This window comes from Clostridium sp. UBA7791, from assembly GCF_002480755.1.
GTDB lineage: Bacteria > Bacillota > Clostridia > Clostridiales > Clostridiaceae > Clostridium_J > Clostridium_J sulfidigenes.
The window spans coordinates 446,571-471,909 of sequence record NZ_DLCT01000003.1 but is presented as its reverse complement, the minus strand read 5'-3'; the positions used below and the strand labels follow the sequence as shown (position 1 = coordinate 471,909).

General features: G+C 30.2%; 32 protein-coding genes. 3 read left to right on the top strand and 29 right to left on the bottom strand.

Features of this window, described 5'->3' with window-relative positions:
• Positions 1 to 65: 65 nt before the first annotated feature.
• The 3 genes from B3Z56_RS03795 to B3Z56_RS03785 all read right to left on the bottom strand — a co-directional run bounded on the left by B3Z56_RS03795 (position 66) and on the right by B3Z56_RS03785 (position 2,741).
• On the bottom strand, positions 66 to 1,169 hold the full coding sequence (locus tag B3Z56_RS03795; RefSeq protein WP_346878271.1) for a hypothetical protein: 1,104 nt from the start codon (positions 1,167 to 1,169) through the stop codon (positions 66 to 68).
• Between the two features lie 147 nt (positions 1,170 to 1,316).
• Entirely contained in the window at positions 1,317 to 2,276 is a 960-nt protein-coding gene (locus B3Z56_RS03790; protein WP_346878270.1) for a ribonuclease Z, read from the bottom strand.
• Positions 2,277 to 2,432: 156 nt separating this feature from the next.
• Positions 2,433 to 2,741, bottom strand: coding sequence for a hypothetical protein (locus B3Z56_RS03785; RefSeq protein ID WP_346849148.1), 309 nt, complete (start codon positions 2,739 to 2,741; stop codon positions 2,433 to 2,435).
• A 196-nt stretch (positions 2,742 to 2,937) separates the two neighbouring features.
• Here B3Z56_RS03785 and B3Z56_RS03780 point away from each other — a divergent pair, with 196 nt between their 5' ends.
• From B3Z56_RS03780 to B3Z56_RS03770, 3 genes are all read left to right on the top strand, one after another.
• A complete protein-coding gene (locus tag B3Z56_RS03780; protein ID WP_346878003.1) occupies positions 2,938 to 3,966 on the top strand; it encodes a GntG family PLP-dependent aldolase in 1,029 nt (342 codons plus the stop codon).
• Positions 3,967 to 4,189: 223 nt separating this feature from the next.
• Positions 4,190 to 5,320 (top strand): sodium ion-translocating decarboxylase subunit beta, encoded by a 1,131-nt coding sequence (locus tag B3Z56_RS03775; RefSeq protein WP_346849150.1) that lies wholly within the window; start codon positions 4,190 to 4,192, stop codon positions 5,318 to 5,320.
• Positions 5,320 to 5,454 carry an OadG-related small transporter subunit gene (locus B3Z56_RS03770; protein WP_341349072.1) on the top strand — a complete coding sequence of 45 codons (135 nt, stop codon included), beginning with the start codon at positions 5,320 to 5,322 and terminating at the stop codon, positions 5,452 to 5,454. The genes B3Z56_RS03775 and B3Z56_RS03770 overlap by 1 nt, the downstream gene beginning before the upstream one ends.
• A gap of 57 nt (positions 5,455 to 5,511) precedes the next feature.
• On the opposite strand, the gene B3Z56_RS03765 is transcribed toward B3Z56_RS03770, so the two are convergent.
• The 26 genes from B3Z56_RS03765 to B3Z56_RS03640 all read right to left on the bottom strand — a co-directional run bounded on the left by B3Z56_RS03765 (position 5,512) and on the right by B3Z56_RS03640 (position 25,273).
• Positions 5,512 to 6,807, bottom strand: coding sequence for a metallopeptidase TldD-related protein (locus B3Z56_RS03765; RefSeq protein ID WP_346878269.1), 1,296 nt, complete (start codon positions 6,805 to 6,807; stop codon positions 5,512 to 5,514).
• A gap of 1 nt (position 6,808) precedes the next feature.
• On the bottom strand, positions 6,809 to 8,191 hold the full coding sequence (locus B3Z56_RS03760) for a TldD/PmbA family protein (RefSeq protein ID WP_346847437.1): 1,383 nt from the start codon (positions 8,189 to 8,191) through the stop codon (positions 6,809 to 6,811).
• Positions 8,192 to 8,267: 76 nt separating this feature from the next.
• Complete coding sequence (locus B3Z56_RS03755) at positions 8,268 to 9,023, bottom strand: nucleoside phosphorylase (protein ID WP_346878268.1); 756 nt, start codon at positions 9,021 to 9,023, stop codon at positions 8,268 to 8,270.
• A 42-nt stretch (positions 9,024 to 9,065) separates the two neighbouring features.
• A complete protein-coding gene (locus B3Z56_RS03750; protein WP_346878267.1) occupies positions 9,066 to 9,575 on the bottom strand; it encodes a DNA topology modulation protein in 510 nt (169 codons plus the stop codon).
• A 56-nt stretch (positions 9,576 to 9,631) separates the two neighbouring features.
• Positions 9,632 to 10,153, bottom strand: coding sequence for a GNAT family protein (locus B3Z56_RS03745; RefSeq protein ID WP_346847440.1), 522 nt, complete (start codon positions 10,151 to 10,153; stop codon positions 9,632 to 9,634).
• 24 nt (positions 10,154 to 10,177) lie between these two features.
• Complete coding sequence (locus B3Z56_RS03740; protein WP_346878266.1) at positions 10,178 to 10,741, bottom strand: GNAT family protein; 564 nt, start codon at positions 10,739 to 10,741, stop codon at positions 10,178 to 10,180.
• 141 nt (positions 10,742 to 10,882) lie between these two features.
• Positions 10,883 to 11,644: a GNAT family N-acetyltransferase gene (locus B3Z56_RS03735; RefSeq protein ID WP_346847442.1), complete on the bottom strand. Its 762-nt coding sequence runs from the start codon at positions 11,642 to 11,644 to the stop codon at positions 10,883 to 10,885.
• A gap of 39 nt (positions 11,645 to 11,683) precedes the next feature.
• Positions 11,684 to 12,256, bottom strand: a complete 573-nt coding sequence (locus B3Z56_RS03730) for a GNAT family N-acetyltransferase (RefSeq protein WP_346878265.1) — start codon at positions 12,254 to 12,256, stop codon at positions 11,684 to 11,686.
• A gap of 80 nt (positions 12,257 to 12,336) precedes the next feature.
• Positions 12,337 to 12,903, bottom strand: coding sequence for a GNAT family N-acetyltransferase (locus tag B3Z56_RS03725; protein ID WP_346878264.1), 567 nt, complete (start codon positions 12,901 to 12,903; stop codon positions 12,337 to 12,339).
• Positions 12,904 to 13,023: 120 nt separating this feature from the next.
• The gene (locus B3Z56_RS03720; protein ID WP_346847447.1) at positions 13,024 to 13,563 is read right to left on the bottom strand and encodes a GNAT family protein; all 540 of its coding nucleotides are present in this window, start codon (positions 13,561 to 13,563) and stop codon (positions 13,024 to 13,026) included.
• Positions 13,564 to 13,624: 61 nt separating this feature from the next.
• Positions 13,625 to 14,023 (bottom strand): GNAT family protein, encoded by a 399-nt coding sequence (locus tag B3Z56_RS03715; protein ID WP_346847448.1) that lies wholly within the window; start codon positions 14,021 to 14,023, stop codon positions 13,625 to 13,627.
• A 3-nt stretch (positions 14,024 to 14,026) separates the two neighbouring features.
• The gene (locus B3Z56_RS03710; protein ID WP_346878263.1) at positions 14,027 to 15,103 is read right to left on the bottom strand and encodes a hypothetical protein; all 1,077 of its coding nucleotides are present in this window, start codon (positions 15,101 to 15,103) and stop codon (positions 14,027 to 14,029) included.
• Between the two features lie 47 nt (positions 15,104 to 15,150).
• Positions 15,151 to 15,894, bottom strand: coding sequence for a S66 peptidase family protein (locus B3Z56_RS03705; protein ID WP_346878262.1), 744 nt, complete (start codon positions 15,892 to 15,894; stop codon positions 15,151 to 15,153).
• A 160-nt stretch (positions 15,895 to 16,054) separates the two neighbouring features.
• A complete protein-coding gene (locus B3Z56_RS03700; protein ID WP_346878261.1) occupies positions 16,055 to 16,576 on the bottom strand; it encodes a GNAT family N-acetyltransferase in 522 nt (173 codons plus the stop codon).
• Between the two features lie 30 nt (positions 16,577 to 16,606).
• Positions 16,607 to 17,404, bottom strand: coding sequence for a methyltransferase domain-containing protein (locus B3Z56_RS03695; protein ID WP_150845740.1), 798 nt, complete (start codon positions 17,402 to 17,404; stop codon positions 16,607 to 16,609).
• Positions 17,405 to 17,631: 227 nt separating this feature from the next.
• A complete protein-coding gene (locus B3Z56_RS03690) occupies positions 17,632 to 18,207 on the bottom strand; it encodes a GNAT family N-acetyltransferase (protein WP_150845739.1) in 576 nt (191 codons plus the stop codon).
• 39 nt (positions 18,208 to 18,246) lie between these two features.
• On the bottom strand, positions 18,247 to 19,128 hold the full coding sequence (locus tag B3Z56_RS03685; protein ID WP_346876533.1) for an aminoglycoside 6-adenylyltransferase: 882 nt from the start codon (positions 19,126 to 19,128) through the stop codon (positions 18,247 to 18,249).
• Between the two features lies 1 nt (position 19,129).
• Entirely contained in the window at positions 19,130 to 19,819 is a 690-nt protein-coding gene (locus tag B3Z56_RS03680) for a 5'-methylthioadenosine/adenosylhomocysteine nucleosidase (RefSeq protein WP_346876534.1), read from the bottom strand.
• Positions 19,820 to 19,873: 54 nt separating this feature from the next.
• Positions 19,874 to 20,467 (bottom strand): GNAT family protein, encoded by a 594-nt coding sequence (locus tag B3Z56_RS03675; RefSeq protein ID WP_346876535.1) that lies wholly within the window; start codon positions 20,465 to 20,467, stop codon positions 19,874 to 19,876.
• An 81-nt stretch (positions 20,468 to 20,548) separates the two neighbouring features.
• Positions 20,549 to 21,022: a GNAT family N-acetyltransferase gene (locus B3Z56_RS03670; protein ID WP_346876536.1), complete on the bottom strand. Its 474-nt coding sequence runs from the start codon at positions 21,020 to 21,022 to the stop codon at positions 20,549 to 20,551.
• 11 nt (positions 21,023 to 21,033) lie between these two features.
• A complete protein-coding gene (locus tag B3Z56_RS03665) occupies positions 21,034 to 21,861 on the bottom strand; it encodes a DUF2785 domain-containing protein (protein WP_346878260.1) in 828 nt (275 codons plus the stop codon).
• Positions 21,862 to 21,909: 48 nt separating this feature from the next.
• The gene (locus B3Z56_RS03660) at positions 21,910 to 22,461 is read right to left on the bottom strand and encodes a GNAT family protein (protein ID WP_346878259.1); all 552 of its coding nucleotides are present in this window, start codon (positions 22,459 to 22,461) and stop codon (positions 21,910 to 21,912) included.
• A 32-nt stretch (positions 22,462 to 22,493) separates the two neighbouring features.
• Entirely contained in the window at positions 22,494 to 23,684 is a 1,191-nt protein-coding gene (locus B3Z56_RS03655; RefSeq protein ID WP_346878258.1) for a hypothetical protein, read from the bottom strand.
• A 104-nt stretch (positions 23,685 to 23,788) separates the two neighbouring features.
• Positions 23,789 to 23,917: a hypothetical protein gene (locus tag B3Z56_RS03650; protein ID WP_346878257.1), complete on the bottom strand. Its 129-nt coding sequence runs from the start codon at positions 23,915 to 23,917 to the stop codon at positions 23,789 to 23,791.
• 306 nt (positions 23,918 to 24,223) lie between these two features.
• Positions 24,224 to 24,358, bottom strand: a complete 135-nt coding sequence (locus tag B3Z56_RS03645) for a hypothetical protein (RefSeq protein ID WP_346878256.1) — start codon at positions 24,356 to 24,358, stop codon at positions 24,224 to 24,226.
• A 54-nt stretch (positions 24,359 to 24,412) separates the two neighbouring features.
• Positions 24,413 to 25,273, bottom strand: a complete 861-nt coding sequence (locus tag B3Z56_RS03640) for a GNAT family N-acetyltransferase (RefSeq protein ID WP_346847462.1) — start codon at positions 25,271 to 25,273, stop codon at positions 24,413 to 24,415.
• Positions 25,274 to 25,339: the final 66 nt, after the last annotated feature.

The following is a 25,339-nucleotide window of genomic DNA, read 5'->3' as shown; positions in this document are numbered from 1 at the left end:
CAGTGTTTTAGTCCATAGGTATTTATAATAATTATTCATAAATTCATCTTACATATTACTTGAATTTATTCAAATATTATCTTAGATTCTTCCATAATATCAATTTCTATGCCTTTAGCTTTGGCTGCTTTTATAAGCTCTTCATTAACATTAAGTGGTGAATATAATGATATTTTCTTCAATGTAGGCATACTAAGCAATTTATCATAATTCTTAATAACCTTATCATGTAGTGTAATTTCTTTTAAATTAGTAAGGTTTTCTATACCATCCAAATCTGGAGTTCCTGTAACAGATAAAGATAAATCTTCAACTTTAGGGAAGTTTTTCAACCCTAAGAGACTAATTGGTTTATCTGCATTAATATACAATATTTTTGCATCTGGAAAATATGGTATATCTTCCAAAGAACCTTTTTTTATGTAATCAATACCCACATCTTCTATATTTTCAAAGGTTTCAACTTCACCTAGCTTATCTAAACAACCATTATAAATGTTTAATATTTTTAGGCTTTTACATTTTAAAAGAGGACTATAATCTATAATAAAACCATCATCATCTATGCTTAACTGTTTCAGAGCATTCATTTCTTCTATCCCCCTTAAGTCCTTTACTTTATTTATACTTCCAATAGTTATTCTATTTATCTTATTTAACTCATCTTGTTTTAAAGGTAAAAAAGTAGGTCTATATATTTCTTGAGAATGTATTACTTCAGTTTCCAAATTTCTATCTTTTATTATTTTATTAGAATAATGGTAATAATTTAAAGAAAATAATAATATACCTAAAGTTACTACAAAAGCAATTTTAATTTTCTTTTTATGGGAATTTTCTTTAACTGCATAAAAAATAGTTAAAACTGATAACACTATAAAAATTATAATATAGTTAGGAATATAAATATAAGAAAATCTAAATATAAAATAATTTAATATTGGAAAAATCAATATCATATATTTCTTCCAATCTTTCCTGTGAAACCCAATACCGCTTACCATAAGTATAATCCAAAACACTGGTGAATCATCATAAATATCATGAAATCCTGAAACAAATAATTGGAGAAATATAAATCCTATTAAAATACATATCCCTATTAAGTACTCCTTTTTATAATTTTTAGGTTTATCTTTAATTTTATCATTATTAATAGTATTATCCATTTTAGACCTCCAGCAATAATTAAAACTACATTTACATCAATTTCAACTTACTCATATTTACAGTTTATCTTTAGTCAATATAACAGTATACCCTACATTTTACAATATATAGAGTTATAATGCTATAAATTTAATGAATAATTCATTTTAGTTCATATAAGTTAATTCCCTAACCATCCTATCTTCTCCTATGATACTATTTTCAAATATCTTTTTAGCATTATCTATAAACTGTGCTGGTTCTCCCATAATAGGACTAAAATGAGTTAATATAAGCTCTTTAACTCTCCCTTCCTTAGCTAGAGTGGCAGATTCTCTAAAAATCATATGCTTATTTTTGATAGCCTTGTCTATATCCTCATCCTTACCATAGGTGCCTTCACAGATAAACAAATCACTTTCTGCAATGAATTCCACCATTGAATCCATTGGTCTGCTATCAGTTATTAAACTAATCTTAACTCCTCTTCTCTCATCTCCTAATACCATATCTCCAGTATATGTTTTCCCTTCAAAAGTTACTTCTTCCTGCCTTTGTAGCTTACTCCATAGATTTTTAGGAATGTTATTTGCCATAGCCTTTTCTACATTAAACTTTCTTTCCCTTTTAAAATAAAAACTATATCCCTTGCAAGGTGATGAATGGTCTACATCTATAGCATTTAATATTATTTCACTACTATGAATTTTTCTATGCTCATTATTCTCTGCCACATATATCCCATCCTTTGATACATTAAGCTCTACCTTTGAAGGGGCTTCTATAATATTTACCTCATAGGGTAAATATTCTGCAACAACCCTTAGACCATTTACAACCCTAGTAATTCCCTCAGGACCAATTATAGTTAAAGGCTCAGTTCTACCACTATTACCTATAGTTGAAAGAAGCCCTGGAAGTCCTATGATATGGTCTCCATGGGTATGGGTAATACATATAATATCAATGGACTTAAACCCCCATGCCACCATCTTCATAGAAACCTGAGTCCCTTCACCACAATCTATAAGTATCTTTCTTCCTTTATAATTAATTAAAGTAGCTGAAAGGTTTCTTTCCGGCATTGGCATAGATCCTCCACAGCCTAATAAACATACATCTATCATTGTTTTCCTCCGTTATACCCATAATTTAAAATCTAGTTAACAACATTTTCAAAAACCTTTAACTTATTTCGCCCTAGGATTACTAGTATAAATTTTTTTAACAACACCACTATTATCTTTCTCTGGATCATAATTCTTTACTTTAAACCAATAGTATTATCCTTCTACTAATTCATTGTACTGTTCCTCTGTTAGCATTAATGTTTCTAAATTACTTTTATTATATCCACTTTCATACTTTAATAAAAACTTATCTTGTTCTTTTATTTTGTATCCATAAGCATTATTATACTTCTTATATATGGTTATAGATTCTTCATCATTTTCTCTTACAATCTTCACCATACCTATATAAGATATTGCCTCAATATTGCTCCCAATTATATATCTAACCCCTAATAACATTAATAAAAAACAGATACCTATAAGCAATAATTGTAATCGATCCTTTGTAGCAGATTTCATTTAAACTCAACCCCTTTTTAATATAACTCTGTATTAAAAATTTATAATTCATACTAATATTATATATGTTACATGAAAATAATTATATAATTTGAAATTTTTTCTATAATTCTCTCTTATCTGAAATACCATGAGATATTCTAGACTTTTAACCCCTCTCATAGTACAATTTAATTATGACGTAGGGGGGATATGTATGAAATTTATCGATTTAAGAAGTGACACCGTAACAGAACCGACGGAAGCTATGAGAAAGGCTATGTATGAAGCTACTGTAGGTGATGATGTATATGGAGATGATGAGACTACTGTAGAACTTGAAAAATATGCTGCAGAACTTGTAGGCAAAGAAGCTGCACTATTTGTTCCTAGTGGAACTTTTGGTAACCAACTTTCATTACTTACTCACTGTAGACAAGGGAATGAGGTTATTCTAGGAAATGACTGTCATATAGTTTGTCATGAAGTTGGAGCAGCATCAATTATTGCTGGAGTTCAACTTAGAACCTTAAATAGCAATATGGGTGAACTTTCACCTAGTGAAATAGAAGCAACCATAAGAAAAGAAGAAGATATCCATTATCCTGATACTGCCTTAATATGTCTTGAAAATTCTCATTCAAATGGAAGAGTTATTTCTCTAGAAAATATGGCTGAAATACGAAAAGTTGCTAATAAATATAATTTACCTATTCATTTAGATGGTGCAAGATTATTTAATGCTGCTGCTTATCTTGATGTAGATGTAAAGGAAATCACTAAAAATGTAGATACAGTAATGTTCTGCTTATCAAAAGGACTTTGTTCTCCTGTAGGATCTATTTTAGCAGGTAGCAAAGAATTTATTGATAGAGCTAGAAAATATAGAAAACTAATGGGTGGTGGCTTAAGACAATGTGGTGTAATAACTGCTGCTGGGCTTGTGGCATTAAAAGATATGAGAGAAAACCTAAAAGTAGATCATGAGAAAGCTGTATACTTATCTAAAGAACTAGCAAAACTTCCTGGATTTAAAGTAATGGAAGATAACCTACACATAAATATGGTATTCTTTGAGCTACCTACTTCTGTAAATTCTCAAGACTTAGTTCAACACCTTTTAGAAAGAGGCATAAAGGTTTGTGATATAGAAGATGGCTTAATGAGATTTGTTACTCACTACTGGATTAGTTATGAAAACATAGATTTTATTATAAAAACACTAAAAGATTACTTAACTACTTAATGATTATATTTTAACCTAAGGTTGTAGGTTAAGTGATTATTCTATTCACTTTTTACTACAACCTAGGTTATTTTTATGTTATATAAATACAATTATAGAAATTATGTATACGTTGTAGTAAAATTATGTTGTTGTAATAAATATATTGGGGAATACTATTTTATTATAATTACACTCACTAACTACAATGGCAAAATATTCAACTTATATGGGAGGATTAATCATGGAATTTCTACTGAAAGGCATAATGTCCGTCACCTGGCAACAACTAATAATGTGGGGTATAGGTGCAGGGCTAATATGGCTTGCAATTAAAAAAGGTTTTGAACCGGCACTTTTACTACCAATGGGGTTTGGTGCAATTCTTGTAAACTTACCGCTCTCTGGAGCTGTAACTCAACTTATTAATGGTCATGAAGAAATCGGAATAATAGACAATTTATTTAATATGGGTATAGCTAATGAGCTGTTTCCACTTATTTTATTCATAGGTATTGGAGCTATGATCGACTTTGGTCCATTGCTTACAAATCCGAAAATGCTTTTATTTGGCGCTGCAGCTCAGTTTGGTATATTCTTTACCATTTCTTTAGCGGCACTATTAGGATTTTCATTAAAAGATGCAGCTTCCATCGGAATTATAGGAGCTGCTGATGGACCTACTTCTATCTTTGTTGCAAACTATTTTAAAAGCAATTACATAGGACCCATAACCGTGGCCGCCTATTCTTATATGTCTTTAGTACCAATTATTCAACCAGCTGCTATCAAGCTAGTAACTACTAAAAAAGAGAGACAGATAAAAATGAAGTACAATCCTAAATCTGTTTCTAAAACTACAAAGATATTATTTCCAATAATAGTTACTGTTATTGCTGGTCTTATTGCACCAACCTCTGTAGCTTTAATAGGTTTCTTAATGTTTGGTAACCTAATTAGAGAATGTGGTGTTTTAGAAAGGTTATCCAGCACTGCACAAAATGAATTAGCTAACTTAGTAACCTTACTTTTAGGAATTACTATAGCTTCTAAGATGAAAGCTGAATTCTTTGTAACCTCTCAAACCTTTATGATTATAGGTCTTGGTCTAATTGCCTTCATATTTGACACTATTGGTGGAGTTTTATTTGCTAAATTTATAAATCTATTTGCAAAGGATAAAATTAATCCAATGGTTGGAGCAGCTGGAATATCTGCATTTCCTATGTCCGCTAGAGTAATCCAAAAAATGGGTCAAAAAGAAGATCCTCAAAACTTCTTATTAATGCATGCGGTTGCAGCTAACGTATCTGGACAAATAGGATCTGTTATAGCTGGTGGATTAGTTCTCTTCTTAATCGGAGGTGGCATGTAATGAATATAAATATAGAGGCATTCATGGAAAGTTTAATTGTAATGGGTAAAGGTATGGGCGGAATCTTTGTAGTAATGCTTATAATATTTTTAGCTATTAAAGGATTAGGCTCCATATTTAAAGGTGAAGAATAAACAATATATAGCAAAGCTCTATGACTAAAAGTCTTCAGTCATAGAGCTTTTATGATTTTAATTTCCTGAAATAGTTACACCTTTAATTTTCATCCAAGGAGTTACGGATTCTCCAGTATTTAAAGTTTCTATAGAGATTTCTTCTATATTATTAAACATATCCTTTAAATTTGAAGTTATCATAGTTTCAGTTATGGCATACTTAATTTCTCCATTTTCAACATAAAAACTATTTTTAGCTACTCCTGAAAAATCTCCATTTGATGCTGGCATATCTCCTGAAAATCTTCCTAGAATTATTCCTTTTTTAGTCGATTTTATTATATCTTCTATGGATTTATCTCCATTATCCACAACTATATTAAAGTCAGTTTTAGTAACTGGCTTTCCAATTTTCTTTGCAGCATATAATCCTATAATAAATGACTTTAATATCCCATTTTCTATGATACTTATATTTTCTGTTTTATAGCCATCTTTAGTTACAAAACTCTTATTAGCTATTTCATCATTTAGAGGCATGCATTTAACCGTAAAATTATGATTAGCAACCTTCTCATTTAATTTATCCTTTAAAATACTTGTACCACCAATTAGTGATCTATCTCCAAGAAAATTTATATTATAGTAATATAGCATTTCTACTACTAACTCTGGAGTTAAAATTATATCTCCAATAAATTTATCCTTTATTCTCTCGCAATTAAGTTGACTAACTATATCCTTAAATCTTTGTCTAACATCAGCATACTCCATAAAATCTAAAGGTAATTCATTAAATAAATAACTAAAACCTGTAAAAGATGTAGATTTTTCACCCTCCTTTGCCAAGAACCCTATGTCAACTCTATATATTCCTTCTACTATTTTAAAGTCTACACCATTAGAATTTAAAAAATTAGTTTCACTACTATTAAATTCTAAGGTAGTTCCATCCGAAAACTTAACCTGTGGAAACTCTTCCTTTAGTTTCTTTAAAAATACACTTGTAAATTCATACATCTTATCTAAGTCTGGCTCACTAGCTCCACTACTAAATTCCTCTTTAGGTTGCTCTTCTGCAATATCATTACACTGATCACTCTCTGCTGATTCACACATCTCCATTAACTCTTTAATTTTTGTATTTATTGCTTCTTCTTCTAGTTTATTTAAGGTTATAGTAGATTTTTTATCATCCTTTATAGCTACTAAATCTATGTTAGTATCAATAGTTGTTCTTAAAAGAGTTATATCTTCATTTCCAAAATTCAACTCATATTTTTTATTACTTTTAAGAATGCATTGAGACTTATCCGCCCCTTGCTTCACTATATTATCAATACAATATAAGGCTATTTCTCTATTTCCCATACTATTTTCCCCCTATATTTACACTACATTTTATTGCAGGTCCACCCATACCTACAGTTATAGGTTGTTTCTTTCCACACATTCCACTATTTGACCATGAAAGGTCATCAGATACCATAGTAACAGTCTTTAACATATCAAAGGCCACTCCTGATATAGTGGTATCCTTTATGGCTTTACCTAGCTTTCCATTCTTTATTTCATAGCCCATAGTTACTCCAAACATAAACTCACTAGTAGCATCAGCTTGACCATTACCAGGATTCATTAGATAGTATCCATCCTCTACAGAAGCAATCATTTCTTCAAGTTTATTCGTTCCTGGAAGGATACAAGTGTTTCGCATTCTTATTATAGGCTCATCTGAAAACTCATAGGCTCTTGCATTTCCCGTTGGTGCTACATTAAACATATTTGCACTTTCTTTATTATGCATATATCCCTTTAAAATGCCCTTATCTATTATAGTTACATCCTCTGCCTTAGTTCCTTCATCATCTATATATATAGGTACTAGACATGTATCACCAAATGCTGTATTAGCATAATCCACTAAAGTAATTAAGGGACTAGCTACCTCTTTGCCCATATATTCATTTGCTATAGAGCCAGCTAGTACAACGTCTGCCTCTGTAGTGTGTCCAACTGCTTCATGGGCAAGGATACCAGCTAAATCTGTAGCCAATATACACTCTTTTAATCCACCACTTGCATATACTCCCTCAGCCTTTTCTCTTAGTCTTTCATAAGTCTTATCTATTTTTTCATATAGATCATCTGGTTTTAAAAACTTATCCTCAAATTGACCCAATCCACTTATAATTTCATATAATTCTACAGGTACACCATTATTATCATTAACCACTAATTCTATCATTATATTTGCTCTTGGTAAAAATGAATATAACTCAGCTCCTGAAGATGTAATAAGACTTTTTTCCATATTTAATTCATTAATTCTTATACTTCTGCTAACTAAATTACTATATTTTTTTATAATATAATTATCTATCTCTTTAGTAAATTCTATTAATTGTTTTTGAGTTAATCTTGCCTTCTTTGTAGCAAATGATTTTTCTATAGAATAGTTTGAAATTATTAACTCTCTATGCCTACTCACTGACTTAGAATTTAAAAATTCCCCATTTTGCCTTGCAATATTTAGTACTTGTCTAATACTTTCATCCTTAATATTAGAATTAGAAGCAAATCCCCATGCTCCATTTACATTTACTCTTGCAGAAATACCACTAGAATTTGTTCTAATATTCTGAATCAAACTGCCATTTGTCATCATTATACCTATGGATGAATTTTCTTGGCATCGCAGTTCTGTATACCCCTTTAGCAAATTAGAATATTTACTGAAATTTGATATAATCATAAACTTCCCCCCTAAAATGAGCATTTACACTCCCTTGTTATTATTATACATTACTTACATTTATTTTAAAATAATTTTATATATTACTTGCAACCTCAAAAGCTATCATCATATATCTTTCTCTTTCACTTAAATCAAGATTACCAAGAATTCTTTTTTCCCACTTTTCACTATCTAAGTTATCTGCTGAGTATAGAAATTGAAAAAACTCTACTCCTCTAAACTTGCACATAGCTGCTAGTGATGCACATTCCATATCCACAGCAATACATCCTTCAGCCTTTCTTTTTTGCATATTTCCTATGGTTTCTCTATAAATTGCATCAGTTGTCCAAATCTTTCCTTTAACATAGGGAATTTTTAAATCATTTAATATACTTGCCAATTTATCAGCCTTTTCAATAGTTACATAATCACTTGGTTTCATATAGTGATAACTTACCCCTTCATCTCTATATGCATCAGTTGGAACAATTAAATGTCCAGCTGTAATATTTTTATCTAATGAACCACAAGAGCCATATACTATAACCTTCTCTGCCCCCATAGCTATAATTTCTTCAAGGGTACCTGTTGCAAAGGAGCCTCCTACTGGAGTCATATAAAATCCTATATCCTTGCCCTCGTAATTCATCTTATAAATAATTACGTCACCATTTACTGACCTTGTAACCCCTACTTGAACTACACCTTCTAACTTTGAAAAAACATCCATTACTTTATGAGAAAAAGTAGCTATTATTACTTTAGGAAAACCCTCAATTCTATCTACTACTTCCTTTGGATTTATTATAGCCTCCATGCACTCATCAAAACTATGAATTATACTCATTCTTTCATCTCCTTTACACTCTTATCAACTTTACTTACCATTCTAATTTTCTTTTAAATTCTTAAGAAGTTCATCTACTTCTCTTAGATTATTAAGTACTATTATCTTTTTGTCTTCATAGTTTTTAAGCTTTTCTAAAATCTTAGGTCTTTCATTTTTATTGAACTTCAATACCCATTTAACAAACTCTAAATCTAGCTTTTCTTCACATCCCTCTGTCATATCTGGCCTTTTCTTTCCTTTGAATATGAATCTTCTCTTTACAATTCTATAGATGCAAAGTAGAGTTGACATATTAAGAAATATTATTGTATCTGCTGAGTTTAACCTGATATCCATAGTTGATCTATAGTTTCCATCTATAATCCATTGATCATTATCAGCTAATTCTCTTACTACACTCTCCCATTTATCCTTTGGTGTCTCTATCCAACCCGGATTCCAATACAAAGTATCTAGATGATATACAGGAAGATTTAATATGCTTCCTAACTTACGTGAAAATGTAGATTTACCTGAACCGCCACTTCCTATTACAGCAATCTTATTCATATTTATCAATATTCTCCTTATCCTTAATAATTTTTTACGTGATAAACACTATACTATCAAATGCTCTTATCTAAGGATAAATAAACCAATTCTTCATCTTCTCTAACCTTAGTCATTCCAACCTTATTTAATAAATTAATAGATGGCATATTATCTCTTAAGCATTCTGCCATAATTACCTTCACAGATTCCTGAGAAAATGCCCATTCTATCAAAGCATTAACGGCTTCATAGCCATACCCAAGCATTCTTTTGCTTTCAACTATGTTATAACCAATTTCAATTTCTCCAATATCATTTGGAGAACCTTTAAATCCACCATCTCCAATTATGGTATTGTCCGCCTTATCAATAAAAATCCAAGGTCCATACCCATCTGGAAGTTTCTTTTCTAGCTGAGCCTTAAATATTGGTAACGCAGGCATTATATCGGAACTTGGCCATTCTTCATTAAAATTTACACCTATATGATCATACGCATTTATATCATTTTTTAAGACTTCTGTTATAAATCTAAGTGACATTGTTCTAATAATTAATCTCTCAGTTTCAATTCCTATAACTTGGTTTAAAATCATAATTATCTCCTTCTGATGTATCTGTTACAATACTTCTTCTCTAATATCAATCCATTCTCTTTTCAATAAATCCATGTACATTACATCTGAAAACTTTCCTGTTCTACTATCAAAGAACCCTTCCCTTACAATTCTAATTTCTTTGAAGCCTAATGCTCTATATAAACTGTGAGCGCGTTTATTATCTATCATGCTAGTAAGTTCAATCTTATTTAAATTTAAAAATCTAAACATGAAATCTATGAAATGACTTAAAGCATCCTTTCCATAGCCCTTTCCTTGCTCTTCCTTCCAAATCTTTATTCCAAATTCACATTTTTGCTCCCTTTTATCCCAGCCACAATAACTCATCTCACCTATAGGAGTCATATCCTCCTTCTTGCAGATTATAAATCTTTTACTTGCAGCATATAACTGTGAATTTAAAACTTCCTTCTCTATACTATTTCTTATTGCAGTCTTACTCTCTAAAGTACCATAGGCTAAGGCAGCATGAGACATAAAACTTCCATCATTCCACCATTTATATAAATACTCCTCATCTCCTAGTTCAATTTGCCTTATAACTACACTTTTCCCCTCTATCATAAATATCTCCTTTAATATTTTATAAAATCAAAACCTAAAACTTCTATATGCTCATCCTTATCTAAGGTTTTATCATAATTTTTTCTAAGCTGTATCATGTTTAAGTGATCAAAACCACATTCCTTATACAATTTAATGGCACTAGCATTCCTTGGAATTACTTCTCGAATAAAGTTCCGCCCATGCTGGGAAAAAGCCTGAATTTATGGCAATATTCTGTGAGTGAAAATGAGATTCCACCGTTCCATAAAAAGGAACCTTTCCTCTCTTTAAAATTTCATTCTTTAAAAGTTTAACTAAGGTTGTTCCTATTCTCTTACCTCTATATTCTGGCAAAATATCAATACCTATTTGCCACATAGTTTTACTATCTGCACTTGCACCCGCCATACCAATTATTTCATCACCATCCCAAGCAGAGACTGCAAGCATATCTGGAATATTTTTATCAAATAAAAAAGCTTCTCCAAATCTCTTATCACCCTTAAACTTCAAAATTTCTTCTTGCTCGTACCATTTTATATCATAAATAGGTTTATCCATCTCTTGAACATCAGGATTTGGTAGATAATAATGGTGAGCATCTGCTATCTCATGTCCAACCTCCTGTAGCTTTTTATCAATAGCCCTAAGTTTAGGATATTCAAATAGCCATGCCGCACTTGCATTAATAAATTTTTCTTCAAGCCATGGCATCAATGTAGGAGTTGTACTAATAATTGCTTTGTTTCCAAAACATAGTATTTTAAGAGCACATCCATCAGTATCATAAATTCTTCTACCTTCAACAAGTTTATTCTCAACTATTGTATTTACTTCTTTTTCAAAATCAGATACCTCACAGTTATAATCCAGAGCTAACTGAGCCTTAGCAATTTCTATAATTTCATTTTTTGTATACATATCAATATTCTCCTTTATATTCATAGAACTTTCTCTATTTTAACTTCTACTTTCACTATTCCATTCATCTTTTAATATGGCATATATCGCTAAATCATAAAAGCCTCTTTTCTCACTGAAACTAGCTTGTCTTAATGTTCCTTCATACTTCATTCCACTTTTATTCATTACCTTTCCTGATGCACCATTTTTAGTATCATGAAGTGCTACTATTCTATTAAATCTAATTTCAGAAAATAAATAATCAATCACAGCCTTCAATGCTTCAGTCATTATGCCCATATTCCAATATTTTCTTGACATACAATATCCTACTTCACAGGAATAATGTTTTTCATTTATTCTCACCAAAGAAATTTCACCTATAACTTCTCCAATATCTTTTAACACAATAGCCCAATTATAGTTATCATCATTTGCATATTCCAAAGTCCACTGTTTTATAATTTCTTTAGTTTCTTCTACATTATCATGGGGCTTCCAAGATAAAAATTTTGTTACTTCACTATCTGTTGCCCAGTTTTTAAACATGTCATTGGAATCTTCAATTTCAAGCTTTCTCAGTAAAAGCCTATCTGTATTTATTGTTTGTGTCCCCTTATGTGTCAACATATAAATTTCCCCTTTTTAATTTAAGTTCCTTTACTTTCCTTTAGTATTGTTTTACTACCATAATATATAAAATATAATTATTATGAATGACTATTATATAATTTATAATAATTAAACTTACACATTTCACCATCATATAGTACTACTCTGTCGTCAACATAATTAAATCCAAGTTTATTAATCACAGTTTTAGATGAAGTGTTCTCTGGCTTTACGATTGCAGTTAAAGACTTTAATTCAGTATTTTCAAAAACCCACTGAATTAGCGCTTTAGCTGCTTCTGTTGCATATCCATTCCCTTGGTAGCTATCAGAAATACCATATAAAATCTCAACTTCATTATCTATTTCAGCTTTTGCATGAACTCCCACAACACCAATACATTTATGCTCCACTTTATATTCAATTGCCAATATTATAAAAGGCTCATTTATATTAAACTTTTCATTTAGCCAATTTATCCAAGAAAGTGCTTCTGACTCATTATGCAAAACCATATCAGACAGCCAGTAAGACACATTGGGTTGTTGACTATAATATACTGCATCCTTTGCATCGTATGGTAAAAATGGTCTTATAATTAGATTTTCTGTTTCTATACTAATATTTATCATTTTAAAATCTTCTTTCTTTATTGTAATTCTCATCATTATCTTTAGTTAAACTTGTACAATAAGTGAATAAGCTTAACTAAAATTTATCTATTTTATTTTTGTACTACTACATCTTTATAATTCGTCAAATAAGAATTTTGTTTATTTATATAATTAACACTTAAAGTCATTCCAATTTACTGGGGTAGTTTTTCCATTTTGCCAATCTTCTCTTGTAATACCATAACCAATTGCATCATATAGTTTTCCATTTTTACTTCCCCATGCCTTTCGATGATGTGCCTCTTTAACAAAACCACACTTATGGAATACACATCTCATTGCATAATTATCCTGCCTTGTATTTCCCTCTATCCTTTCCTTATCAGAGTAATTATTAAATATATAATCAACAAGCCAGTTCACAGTAATTGTCCCGATTCCCATACCTTTGTACTTGCTCAAAAGTTTTATGTCAAACAACGGGCTATCATCTTGTAAATCATAAATTCTTATCATTCCCACTTTTATACCCTCATCTAGAATAACCCAAAACGTTTTGCAGTCATCCCCAGTATAATAATGTTTTTCATAGCTCTCTCTAATTCTTTCAGGATTTTGGTTCGGTGTTCCATAAAATTCCCAAGTATCTGATGTTAAAAATCCTACAAGAGTATCAATTTCATCTTTAAATTCTTCAAAGCATATTTTCATGATTTTATTTTCTCCTTTAAATTTATTACAATTGAATCTTTTCTTTTAATCTCTCCTTTGGTTATTCTTCATTTATTTTTGCATAGAGCAAATTATCATAATAGTTATTCTCAAACTTCATAACCTTTTTTAATAAGCCTTCTTTTTTAAAATTATTCTTTATAGCAACTCTTTCACTTGCTTTATTTCGTGGATCCATACGAATTTCCAGTCTTATTAATTTCAAATTATTAAAAGCAATATTTTCTAACATCTTTACAACTTCAGTTGCAATACCCCTATTAAAAAAATTTCTATCTATAAAATAACCTATTTCTCCTACGTGAGGACTATCTTGAAATATTTTTATATTACATCCACCAATCACAGCATCTTCATAGATCATTCCACTTTTAATAATTACTTTTCCTGAGGTAATATTATTAGTATCATGAACTGCTACTATTCTAATAAAAATCATTGATTACCCTAAATACATTTTTTCAAATTTATCCAAATTTTTGTAATATTCAATCTCCATACCAAGTGTTTCATAGTTCTTTTTATATTCTTCCATTGAATTATCAAATTCTTTTGCTGATAAAGCTAAGTTGTCTGGAGTGATATTCTTCATTAGGTCTGTTCTAGCAATATCGTATTTACTATACATTTCGTCATAGAATTGTTGGCAACTGGCAGCTGTCATCAATGATAAATAGGTATCACCCTTTTCAGCAGCATGATACATTTTATTCTTCCAATTAGAATAAATTTCTTCATATGTGCCAATAATGTCAGCTTGGGAGATTACCTTTTTTGAAATAACTTTATCCTTCATTTCCTTTGCAAAATCTTTTAGTGATTTCATTAACATTGTTGATGATTCTTTAACCTCTTGAATACTTGTCGCTTTGATTAAATTCCAATATAATTCATTAAAACCTATGGGAAGATATTTCATTGTAGAAATTTCTTCTGGGACTCTTTTAACACCTCTTTTTACATATGACTTATTATACATATAAATAGCAAACTCAATATAATATAAAATACTTGCTGCCTCATATCTACATTCACCGTATTTATTACTCAGCATTACATTTCCATATCCTTTCATTGCTTCATTGACAAAATTTTCAGCCTTCTCAATATTTTCTATTGAATACTCTTCATTTAGTTTATTTATAACAACTGATCTTAATTTCATATATTTCTGCATGTACTTCTCATCATCACAGTAAACAATATCTAACTCTATTAGTTTTGTAATATAGGGATCATTATATTTTGACATTTCCTCGAGTCTATTCCATGGAGTACAATATATATCAAAAGCTACATCCTCAATGATAAAGCACGATGCAACTTTCCAACCACTATCATCATTAATAACGATACATAAATCTAAGTCGGATTTTTCATAGATATCACCAGAATGGAACGAACCGGCAATTCCTATTAATGCAATGGAGCCTGGACATACATTTTCTGCCTTTTTGATTATAGCTTCAATTATTCTATGGTTTCTTTCCTGCAATTTCTTTTTTATATATGTTTCCATAAATTCTCCCTCCAGTAATTAGTAAACATTGTTAAATTCGCAATACCCTATAATCCCCATTCCTCAATAATACTTACTTTCTTGTTTGTAGCATCAAGTTCAATCTCACATCCTATTGGTAGAGTCATCATTGGATATGTATGACAGCAATCGAAATCTGCAATGAATGGTAATTTTTTATTGCCTAACACTTCTAACAATATTTCATATGGTTTTTTACCTGTCTTTAAGTAGTCAAACAACTCATGTTTTCCAAGTATTATTCCTGAAACTCTATCAAAGACACCATTTACTTTTAAAAAAGAAAAACTTCTTTCTATTGTTGCAGCATCTTTTAAAGAATCTTCTATAAAAAGTATATCTCCATCCTTTATTTCAGGCATGTATTTGCTCCCCCATATACCTTGCATTGTATTCAGATTTCCACCTATTATTCTACCTCTAGCAACCCCTTCATAGATCGTAATCCATTTATTTTCTCTCTCTTCTTTGCCTCTATCTTGTGTTTCCCAATTAACATATTCATCTGTCCAATATTGTGGAATTTCAAAAACATAAGGAATTTTTATTTCATCCATTGTAATTTCTTTAAAATATCTATAAGTAGAATCAACAAAGGGTGATAATTCCCCAAATGAAGCTACCAATGCAGGTCCATAATAAGTACTTATCCCTGTTTGTTCATAAATAGCCAGTAGAATTGCTGTAACATCAGAATAACCTATTATTATTTTAGGATTCTTTTTAAATGCTTCATAATCTATATAAGGAAGGAGTGAATTTGAGTTCATTCCTCCAGTCGAATAATAACTTCATTCCTTTAATTCTTGTAGACTTTATCTTTCATATTATTTATATCACTATAGTTCATATATCATATACCAATTAAATAGATATCTTAAATAATATACTTTTCCATAGCTATCTGTGGTAAAAAGAAATCCTTTCCAATTAAAGTTCTATCCAATATCTTAATACCTCTTTACCTGATTCCTTTGAAATTACAGTGTTTTCTAACCTTCCACCATTGTACTCAATTATCTTTTTAGAACCAATATTATCAAAGTCACATGTTACTAAAACTGTTCTATGTCCTAGCACCCTTGCTTTTTCCAATATTAAATTTAATATTAACTTTCCATATCCCTTTCTTCTATACCTTGGTGATATATCATAACCAATATGTCCACCTTCTTCATAGTTTGTCTCATTAAGCTCATATCTTAATCTAACAGTTCCTAAAATATCCTTGTTTTCATTTAAAAGCCACCATTCTGATGATGCAACGTGTCCCACTTCTAGATTAACTCCCTTTTCCCTATTCTTAAGATAATCTAAATAACTTTTAAAATCATAATTTGCTATAGAATACCTTCTCTCAATCACATCTTCGTCATTTTTATTATAGTCATTAAACATTTCAATAAATTTTTCCTCAAGGCAGGGTTCTGGCTGTACCAAATCAATCATCATTTACACCTCAATTCACAATGAATTTAATATTTACTTCTCCGCTACAAATAAAAGGTGGTTACTTGTACCTAAAAACTCAGGCTTTTCACAGCAATAATAATGATAGTTAAGCCACTTACTATAACTTTCCTCATCCATATTATTTATTTTATCTGCCAAGAGTTCACTTAATCCATCTGTAGCAACCTCTGACGTAATTTTTAAGTCAGATTCTCTTAATAGCTTTCTACACTGGTCTACTGTATGGAAAACAAAAGGAAAGTCTACAACTTTAAAGGTGTCATGATTATAGTTATTTCCCTTTAAAAAATCTTCTTCATAGAGCATAGTTTCCGTAGTAATAACCATGTCATTAGATATAAATGCAAAGAACATCTTTCCATCCTTCTTACAAACTCTTTTTACTTCTGCTATGCACTTCATCCTATCTTGAATTTTTGACAAATGATATAAGGGACCAAAGCATAATACAATATCATAAGTTTTATCTTTAATCATAGATATATCCATTGCATTACCTTGAAATACTTCCATGGACATTTGAGAATCAACTTTTCCCTTTATTTGCATAACATGTTTTTCAACTAGCTCAATGGCAGTTACATCAAATCCCCGTTTTGCAAAGTACAAGCTATATTCTCCTGTTCCAGCTCCTAAATCTAGTATTTTCATACCTGGTCTAAGATTTTTTTCAATCTGCCTTACCGTTGTTAAAAACTCCACTTGCCTTGCCTTTGTAGATAATCTTGAACCTTCATCAAAAATATCATAAAGAGCTGAAACTCTATCCGCTTCCTGTTCTATCTTTGAAATATCCTCTATCTTCATCTAAATACCACCTTACTTAAAATTATGGGTCTGCCCCTCTTTGTCCTAATTTTCTATAGTTCTAGTTCCATTACCTCATTCTTAATTGAAAAGTCTTCCTCTTCCTATTCACGTTGCCATCTCATTCTGCGAAAACTTCCAAATCCTCTTCTCCATCTAATCTACATATCATCTTTCCTTAAACTCTTACACACTTTAAAAAAGTTTCATTTATCTATTCTTAACTATTATTGATTATATTTCCAATTTTTATTAATAATATAGTATATTTCATTGTCTCTCCACTCATTATCTTCCAGAATAAACTTTTCTCTAATTCCTTCAAAATGAAAACCGGCTGATAAAATTACTTTTTTAGAAACTATATTATCAAGATTTATATGAGCCTCTAATCTGTGAAAATTCAAGTCTTCAAATCCTATATTAACTAGTGCTTTTATACTCTCCTTTCCATAACCTTTATTCCAAAACTGATTATGTATTGTATAACCAACCCTTGCATATTGGAAGTCTTCACGCACATGAGTTGTAATATCACAATAACCAATTGAAGCTCCATCCTCTTTACGAAAAATATTCAACATATAGGTGGAATCATTTTTGCCTAGTTCCTCTCGTTCCTTTAATTTCTTAGCATACCATTCCTCAGTGATAAAAGATGTATCAAACCATCCCTCATCATAAGGAGATTGAGATTCATTCTGTTCTTTGAACCCCCTTAGCCATACTTTATAATCTTCTAATTTTAGTGCCCTTATTTCAAGCCTTTCAGTTCTTTCTAAAATATCATTATAGATTACCATTATTTTATCCCACCCCAATTACTATATATTTTTATTTAATCAATATATTTCTGTAGCATCCCTCGGTAATTCTTTGATATGCTTTATAAACTCATAGCTTCTCTTAGCCTCTTCATAATTATATTCATATCCAAATATTTTACCTACTTTAGGTGCAATCTCTTCAAATAACTGGCATGTTGTAATTAGTGCATTCCAAGAGGAATCATAATCACTCATATTAAAGGTACTCATTAACCTTGTCCATACATCTAAATCCAAATATTCTTTTAAATATTTATTTGCTTTCCCTATACTTACTTTAAATTCTGTTTGAATCCCCACCTGCCAAGATAACATAGTTAATAATTCTTTTCTTACATAACTATTCATTACCTCTATTGTAAAAAGAATTTCTTCCCTCCAAAGTCCTTTTGCACAGTATGGCGCTACCCACCAAAACTCATTACATCGACTATAATATTGTCCATAGGTAGGTCTTTTTACCCAATAATCTTCATCAGTTGTTGCTGGTATTTGTGGTAAACAGCTGTCTTTATCAAGTAAAGGAACAGTTAATTTATCTTTTCCATATTCCTTTATTAATATCTCTATAGGCTGAATATGCAAGTCAATTCTATTTCCATCTGTAAACTGCATTAAATAAGTATAGCCATTTTTAAAATCAACATCTCTTCCTTGCATTTTATCAAGCTTATCAGGTTCTTGGAAAATAATTGGCTCACCAAAAACACTTATCCAATCCTCATCTCTCAGAAAAGATTCTGTATCAGTAACTACATAAACAATGTCATAGTCCTGAAAAATGTCTTTTTTCACATTAGGATTTGCCCGAGAACCATTCATATAAACAGCTCTAATTCGGCTATCTCTATTTGCAACACTCAATATTAAATCAAACATTTCCTTTTCAGTTCTCATGTTACATCCACCTCATCTCTAATATTTTTTTAACCATATTAATTGAATTATTTGATGCTGATACACAGTTCTTTTCAAATACTTCTACCCCACACTGATCTTCTGTATCTGTTATAGACCTTATTGCTATGAATGGAACATTATTCACGTAACACACATGAGCAATACTTGCCGTTTCCATATCTACACAAAGTGGATGATATTTAGAAATTATTTCAGTACGACCATTATTACTTATAAAGGCTTCTCCAGTAACAATTCTTCCAAAGAATATTTTTTGAGTGAATGTATTTTTATCTATCACTGCTCTACATAATTCAACCAGCTTACTGTCTGCTTTAAAGTATATACTTTCCATCCATGGATGATATTCAGTCAAGATACCTTCATCCACATCATGATATGTTATTTCTGTTGAAATAACAGTATCTCCAATATTTAATATATTATCTATTCCTCCTGCTACCCCTGTTACAATAATATGAGTAACATTGAATTTATCTATTAATATTTGAGTTGCAATGGCTGCATTTACTTTACAAACCCCACAATACAATGCAACAACATCTCTGTTTTCATATATACCACTGTAAAATGTCAGCATAGCAACATTTTCTACTTTTTTATTAGAAATCTCCTCAATAAAAGGCATAATTTCATTTTCCGTTGGTCCAATAACCCCAATTTTCAAAAACTCATCCCCTAATTATTTACTTAAAAGCATAAATCCATAAGAACTTTATCATCATACTTTATAATCTTTCTTTAATATGGCTAATACAATATCATCCACAAACTCACCTTTCATAATGGTTCTTTCTCTAAAAATACCCTCTTGAACAAAGTTTGCTTTTTTTAGAGCTTTTACAGACGCTTCATTACCAAGGGTTACAGTGGCTTCTATCCTATTAAAGTTCATTACTTCAAATCCGAATTTCACCAAAACCCTTATAACTTCAGTTGCATATCCTTTATTCCATTCATCACGATTAAATCCATATCCAATCTCGCTTCTTATTGAAGCATCATCAAAGCTCCCTAAATTACAATATCCAATGATTTTATTATCATTCTTTCTTGCTACACCCCATGTAATCTCTTCTTTATTTTTAAATTCATTTTTGTAATGATTTATTATGGATAGTGCATCATCTTTAGTATTAATGGGTGTAAACCAATCATATTTAGCAACTTCAGGATCACTATAAATCTTAAATATCTCTTCTACATCTTCTGGATTTACCTCTCTAAATATTAATCTATCAGATTCTAATTCTGGAAATACCTCAAAGCACGACTTGTCAATTTTCACTTCATGCATAATATTATGACTTGTCACTTAGTATCACTCCTCTTTTTCAAATTAGGCAAGTTTGAACTATCTTATAATTTTAAAATTACTTCTAGTAAATAATCAATCTTATATTTTACATATCTTTTCATAACTAACAAGTGTCATTCTTTCATTTATCGGTATTAGATCACCAACTTTTTTATATCCTAATTTTTCGTATAGATGACAGTTGCCCTTTTCCTGAAATATTGTATCCAAAACCCACTTCTGTACTTTAGGATAATAACTTTCTATTTGTTTCAATGCTTCTTGTGCAATTCCCCTATTTTGGTATTCTGGAAGAACACATAAAGCTGATATCTTATAAGTCATTTCCTCTAATTCTGTTACTCTAACCCAGCCAACATTAACGTCGTTCAGTTTAAAAATATAAGCAGTAGTATTGGCTCTATCCATCTTTTCTTTAACCATATCAATACTTTCCATTGCAGGATTTACATCATAATCATGATATTTGTCAAGCAATTGTTTAAATGACCTTTTCTGTATATCATGGATAATATCTGCAATATCGCTTGAAATCTGCATTACCTTTATCATTTCTACTCCCCTTATTTAAATCTACTTATTTCATTCAATACTTCTCTAGCTGTATTTGCAATATTCTCATATTTAGGTATATCAATTAGTCTAAAGTACAGGCTTTTCAAAAATATATTGACATTAAAAGCAATGACTAGATCTTCTGGATATCTTCCCACTTTTTCTATTTTGTTGAACCCCTTAACCCAAGCTTCTATTTCTTCTATTGGTATTATTTCTCTTTCCAATATAGATTTAATAGCTGTAATCATACGTTCATCTTCAAAATGAATATATCCATAATAATTTATATTTAACTTTTTATAAAATGCATCTAGTATGTTTTTTAATCTCTCATATCCAATTTCTTCACACTTAGCAAATTCATCAAGAGCATCAGCACCATGGGCAGCTCCATGAGCCCAGCCTTTAACTTCTACATATCCTCTAACATCCTTATCTTCATTATAAAATTTCAAAAGAATATCAAAGGCCTTTTCAATATCACTTTTAGATAAGAACTTATCACTTCTATGTCTATAGATGCATGCTGCAACTATTTCACTTGAAAAGGTTCTACCGAAAACCGAATCATCAATATTACCTAAACCCTTAAGAATATGCTTTTCATCTAAAGCTATCCACAATAGCTCATTAACCTGCTTTCCTGATAGCTGATTTCCATCTATCCACGTAAATAAATTGGAAAGTATAAGATCATCACGTAATTCACTATCAATATCCCCTATATTGTCCATCATTTTCAAAGATAACTCATATGGATTTACCCCTTCTGGTACTTTATAATCATTTTCCTTTATACTCTTTAACAATTGTTTTAATTCTTGTTTTTCCAACTTATATTTCTCCCCTTTAACCTTTTATTAAATCCCCGTAATACGTCTTTAATCTATATATAAATCCATAAGAATTTCATCATCATAAATTCCATCTATGTTAAAGTAGTTTCTATGAACTCCCACTTTTTCAAATCCAAGCTTCTCATAAAGATGTTGAGCTTTTTTATTGCTAGCTTTAAAACCTAAACTTATAGTTTTTATAGTTTCATGATTCTTAGCAAAGTCTATTAATACTTCCATAACTGTAGTGCCAATTCCCATGCTCCAGTATTCCTTTTTTACTGAAATAGCTAATTCACTATTATGGGCTATTCTTTTTATTTTCGGAGCACCAACTTGAGAAACACTAACTATTTGGTTATCTATAATACCTAAGAGCATAAGAGCATTATTATTTTCATTTATATTTTTAATATATTCTCTCTCCTGTTCTACAGTAAGTCTAAACTCATTCTTACCAAATAGAAGGTTATCACTTTCTCCACCAACTATATTTAGATACTCAATCATAGCCTCTGAATCCTCTTCTGTTGGTTTTCTTAATATAAGCACCTTGTCATTTTCTAATTTTACTAGCTTTAATATGCCACCCTTCATATTCATCACTTCTTTCTATAAACCTATTTTTATTAATCATATACCCTCATGCTCTTTAAGTATCTTCCTTCTTTCTTACTCTCATATGGTTTAGCTACAATTCCTTCTTTTATTAATTCCTCATTGGCACGTCCAAATATTTGATGCCAAAGTTCATTTCCTACTTCCTTTATACTCACTTTATGCTTAATTGCCGTTAAACCCTTGGAATATTTCTCTATGCTACTTAAGGTATTTTTTACTGTTTCAAGGACCTCTATAAGAATAATTTCACCTATTTCCGTGACTATTTTCATATCTGTTTCTTGAAATATAGGTACATTACAATGTAATTTATTATCTGTTTCATCTATGTTTATGTAGTCCATCTCTTTAAGAAAAATTGCTAACTCTTTATCTTCATTTGACAACTCATTATAATTAGTTGCTTCACTAAAAATTCCCCACATTAGTTGGCCACATTTTTCTGCAATGTTTTTATTAACCTTATCTATAATTTTTATATATGTTAGATTTAAATCTTGGAAAGAAGTTGAATTTTTAATACTCTGCTGTGTCATTCTAAAAAATCTATACATATCTTTACGCACTCCATTAGAATCTCCAAAACTATTAAAGATAAACTTATTACTTCCATAATTATTACTACTGCATAAAGGTTTATTGCTATAACTATCAACAATATAGCTGTCTTCATATCCAATTATCATATAATTCCTATTACCTGGCTGAAGCTTAGAGCTAGTAAATACATTTCTTTCTTCAAAAAAATCAAAGGCAATTCCATCAAAAATCATGTCGCAAATTATATGATATAGTAATCTTTCTTCATCAAAAATCTTATAACTTGATAAATTTTGAAGCTTCTCAACTACTAAAGGTTTTATCTTAATAATTCTATCTACTATTTGCTCTTCCACATTCTTTAGATATACATCCATGATTTCAATATCACTCTGTAAAAATATAGGGAAGTTTATTTTAAATTTTTCTTTATTTTCTTCTATTGCATTTATTCTTTTCAAATTACTTATAATACTATTTAACCTATGATTATCAATATCTATAAATTTACTTATATCCTCCTGTGTTAATGAAAATGCCTCATTTTCTGCAATGATATATAATATTTCTGATGCAAAATTTTCATCACACACATATGCAGGGTTATATTTATCATAAACTTGTATATCACCAAAATAATATAAGTTTAATCTTTTCATATTATTCCTCTTTTCTTTTACGCCTTTAATAAATCCTTATTTTTTACTTTTTAGCATATTGTAAAAGCTATTTCCTTCTCTTGTGATTATTACTATTTAAAAACTTAACTTTTTAAATATCTTAAAACTTCTTTTTCTATAAGATTAAAATCCATAGCTGCTATATCTTCCACGGTATATCTCTTACTTAACTCACCTATCAGCTTAGATCCTAAGAAATACCCCCACATCACTGATACCTAAAACTTTGAACCAATCACCATAAAAGTCTCTAGTTCCTTTTTCTTTGTCCTTTAAAGCTTCTACATATTTTAATTTAAGTTCTTTTTCTAACTCTTCACAGTCAATGCTCCACTGCTCTCTCCTAGAATCAAAACTACTCTCTCCTAATACTTGTTGAAAATATTGGGCAAAGCCTTCCTCATATATATTCCAGATTCCTTCATTATACTTACTCTGCTCTACCTGCTTTGGTAATTTTGATTCACCTCTTATTTGAAAGTGAACTACATGACAAAGTTCGTGACAAACTAAAGCATCTATTTTCTCCCCATCTCTGGAAAATTACTATTGTAAAACTTCTCCCATAACTCCATCTTTTCCTTAGGCTCTTTATTTAAGTTTTCTTCCATAAATCCCTTATAATCCTTAAAAGTATCTATAATGTTTATCATCATAAGTCACCTAGCTTTCTAAAAATCCTAAAAATTACTCTCTCTCTTTAATCCCTACTGAACAATTCTATAATCAAAATTATCTTCAATAATTTTATATCCTATCTTAGTGTAAACTCCGTTAGATACAGGATTGCGTTTATCTACAAAGAGGCTGCAGAACTCATTTCCTCTTTCTAAATATAATTTACTTAGGTTATAAACTACAGCAACTCCATAGCCCATGCCCCTCTTTCTAGCATCTGAGTAAACTAAACTAACAGAAATTCCTTTCTTTAATTGTTTTGTAAATGCTGCCATAGAAACTGGCACATGATTTTCATCTTCGAAAATATATATAGCTCCATTTCTAATTCTAGTAACTAGCTTTTCTATAAAGGTTTCTACAACCATGTCCTCATTTAAAGCTTCTTTTCCAAATTTAATATGCCAATCTATTACTAAATCTAAATCCTGCTCTGTAGCTTCTCGAAAATACCCTTTAGGCAATGTAACAGAATTTAATTTTCTCAACTCCATAATATCCATGGCTAAGCGTTCCTTGAATTGACACTTTGTTTTACCTTCATAATATTCAATAAATTTATCACAAACTTTTTTATTTGCATTAATACCTACTATATTAATTTTACTTTCTATCAAATAATCAACTAATGCTTTAATAGCATTATCATCTTTTTCTTTTAAATTGTTTATTTGCAAATTATATGGACTCACATTACAGAAAACAAGGGATACTCCTGACTCATCTTCTACACGCCCAAATAAAACATCACTATCAGTATCTTTTTCTCTATTTACATATGCATTAAATAATATTAATTGGTTTACTGATTCCTTCTCAAGAAGTATCTCTTCATTAATATTTAAAAAATCCTTAACCTTATCATATATAACCACCTTCATAATTTTCATAGTATGAGACTTAACTCATACTAAATACACCCCCTTTTTCTATATAAATGATTTGTACTCTTATTG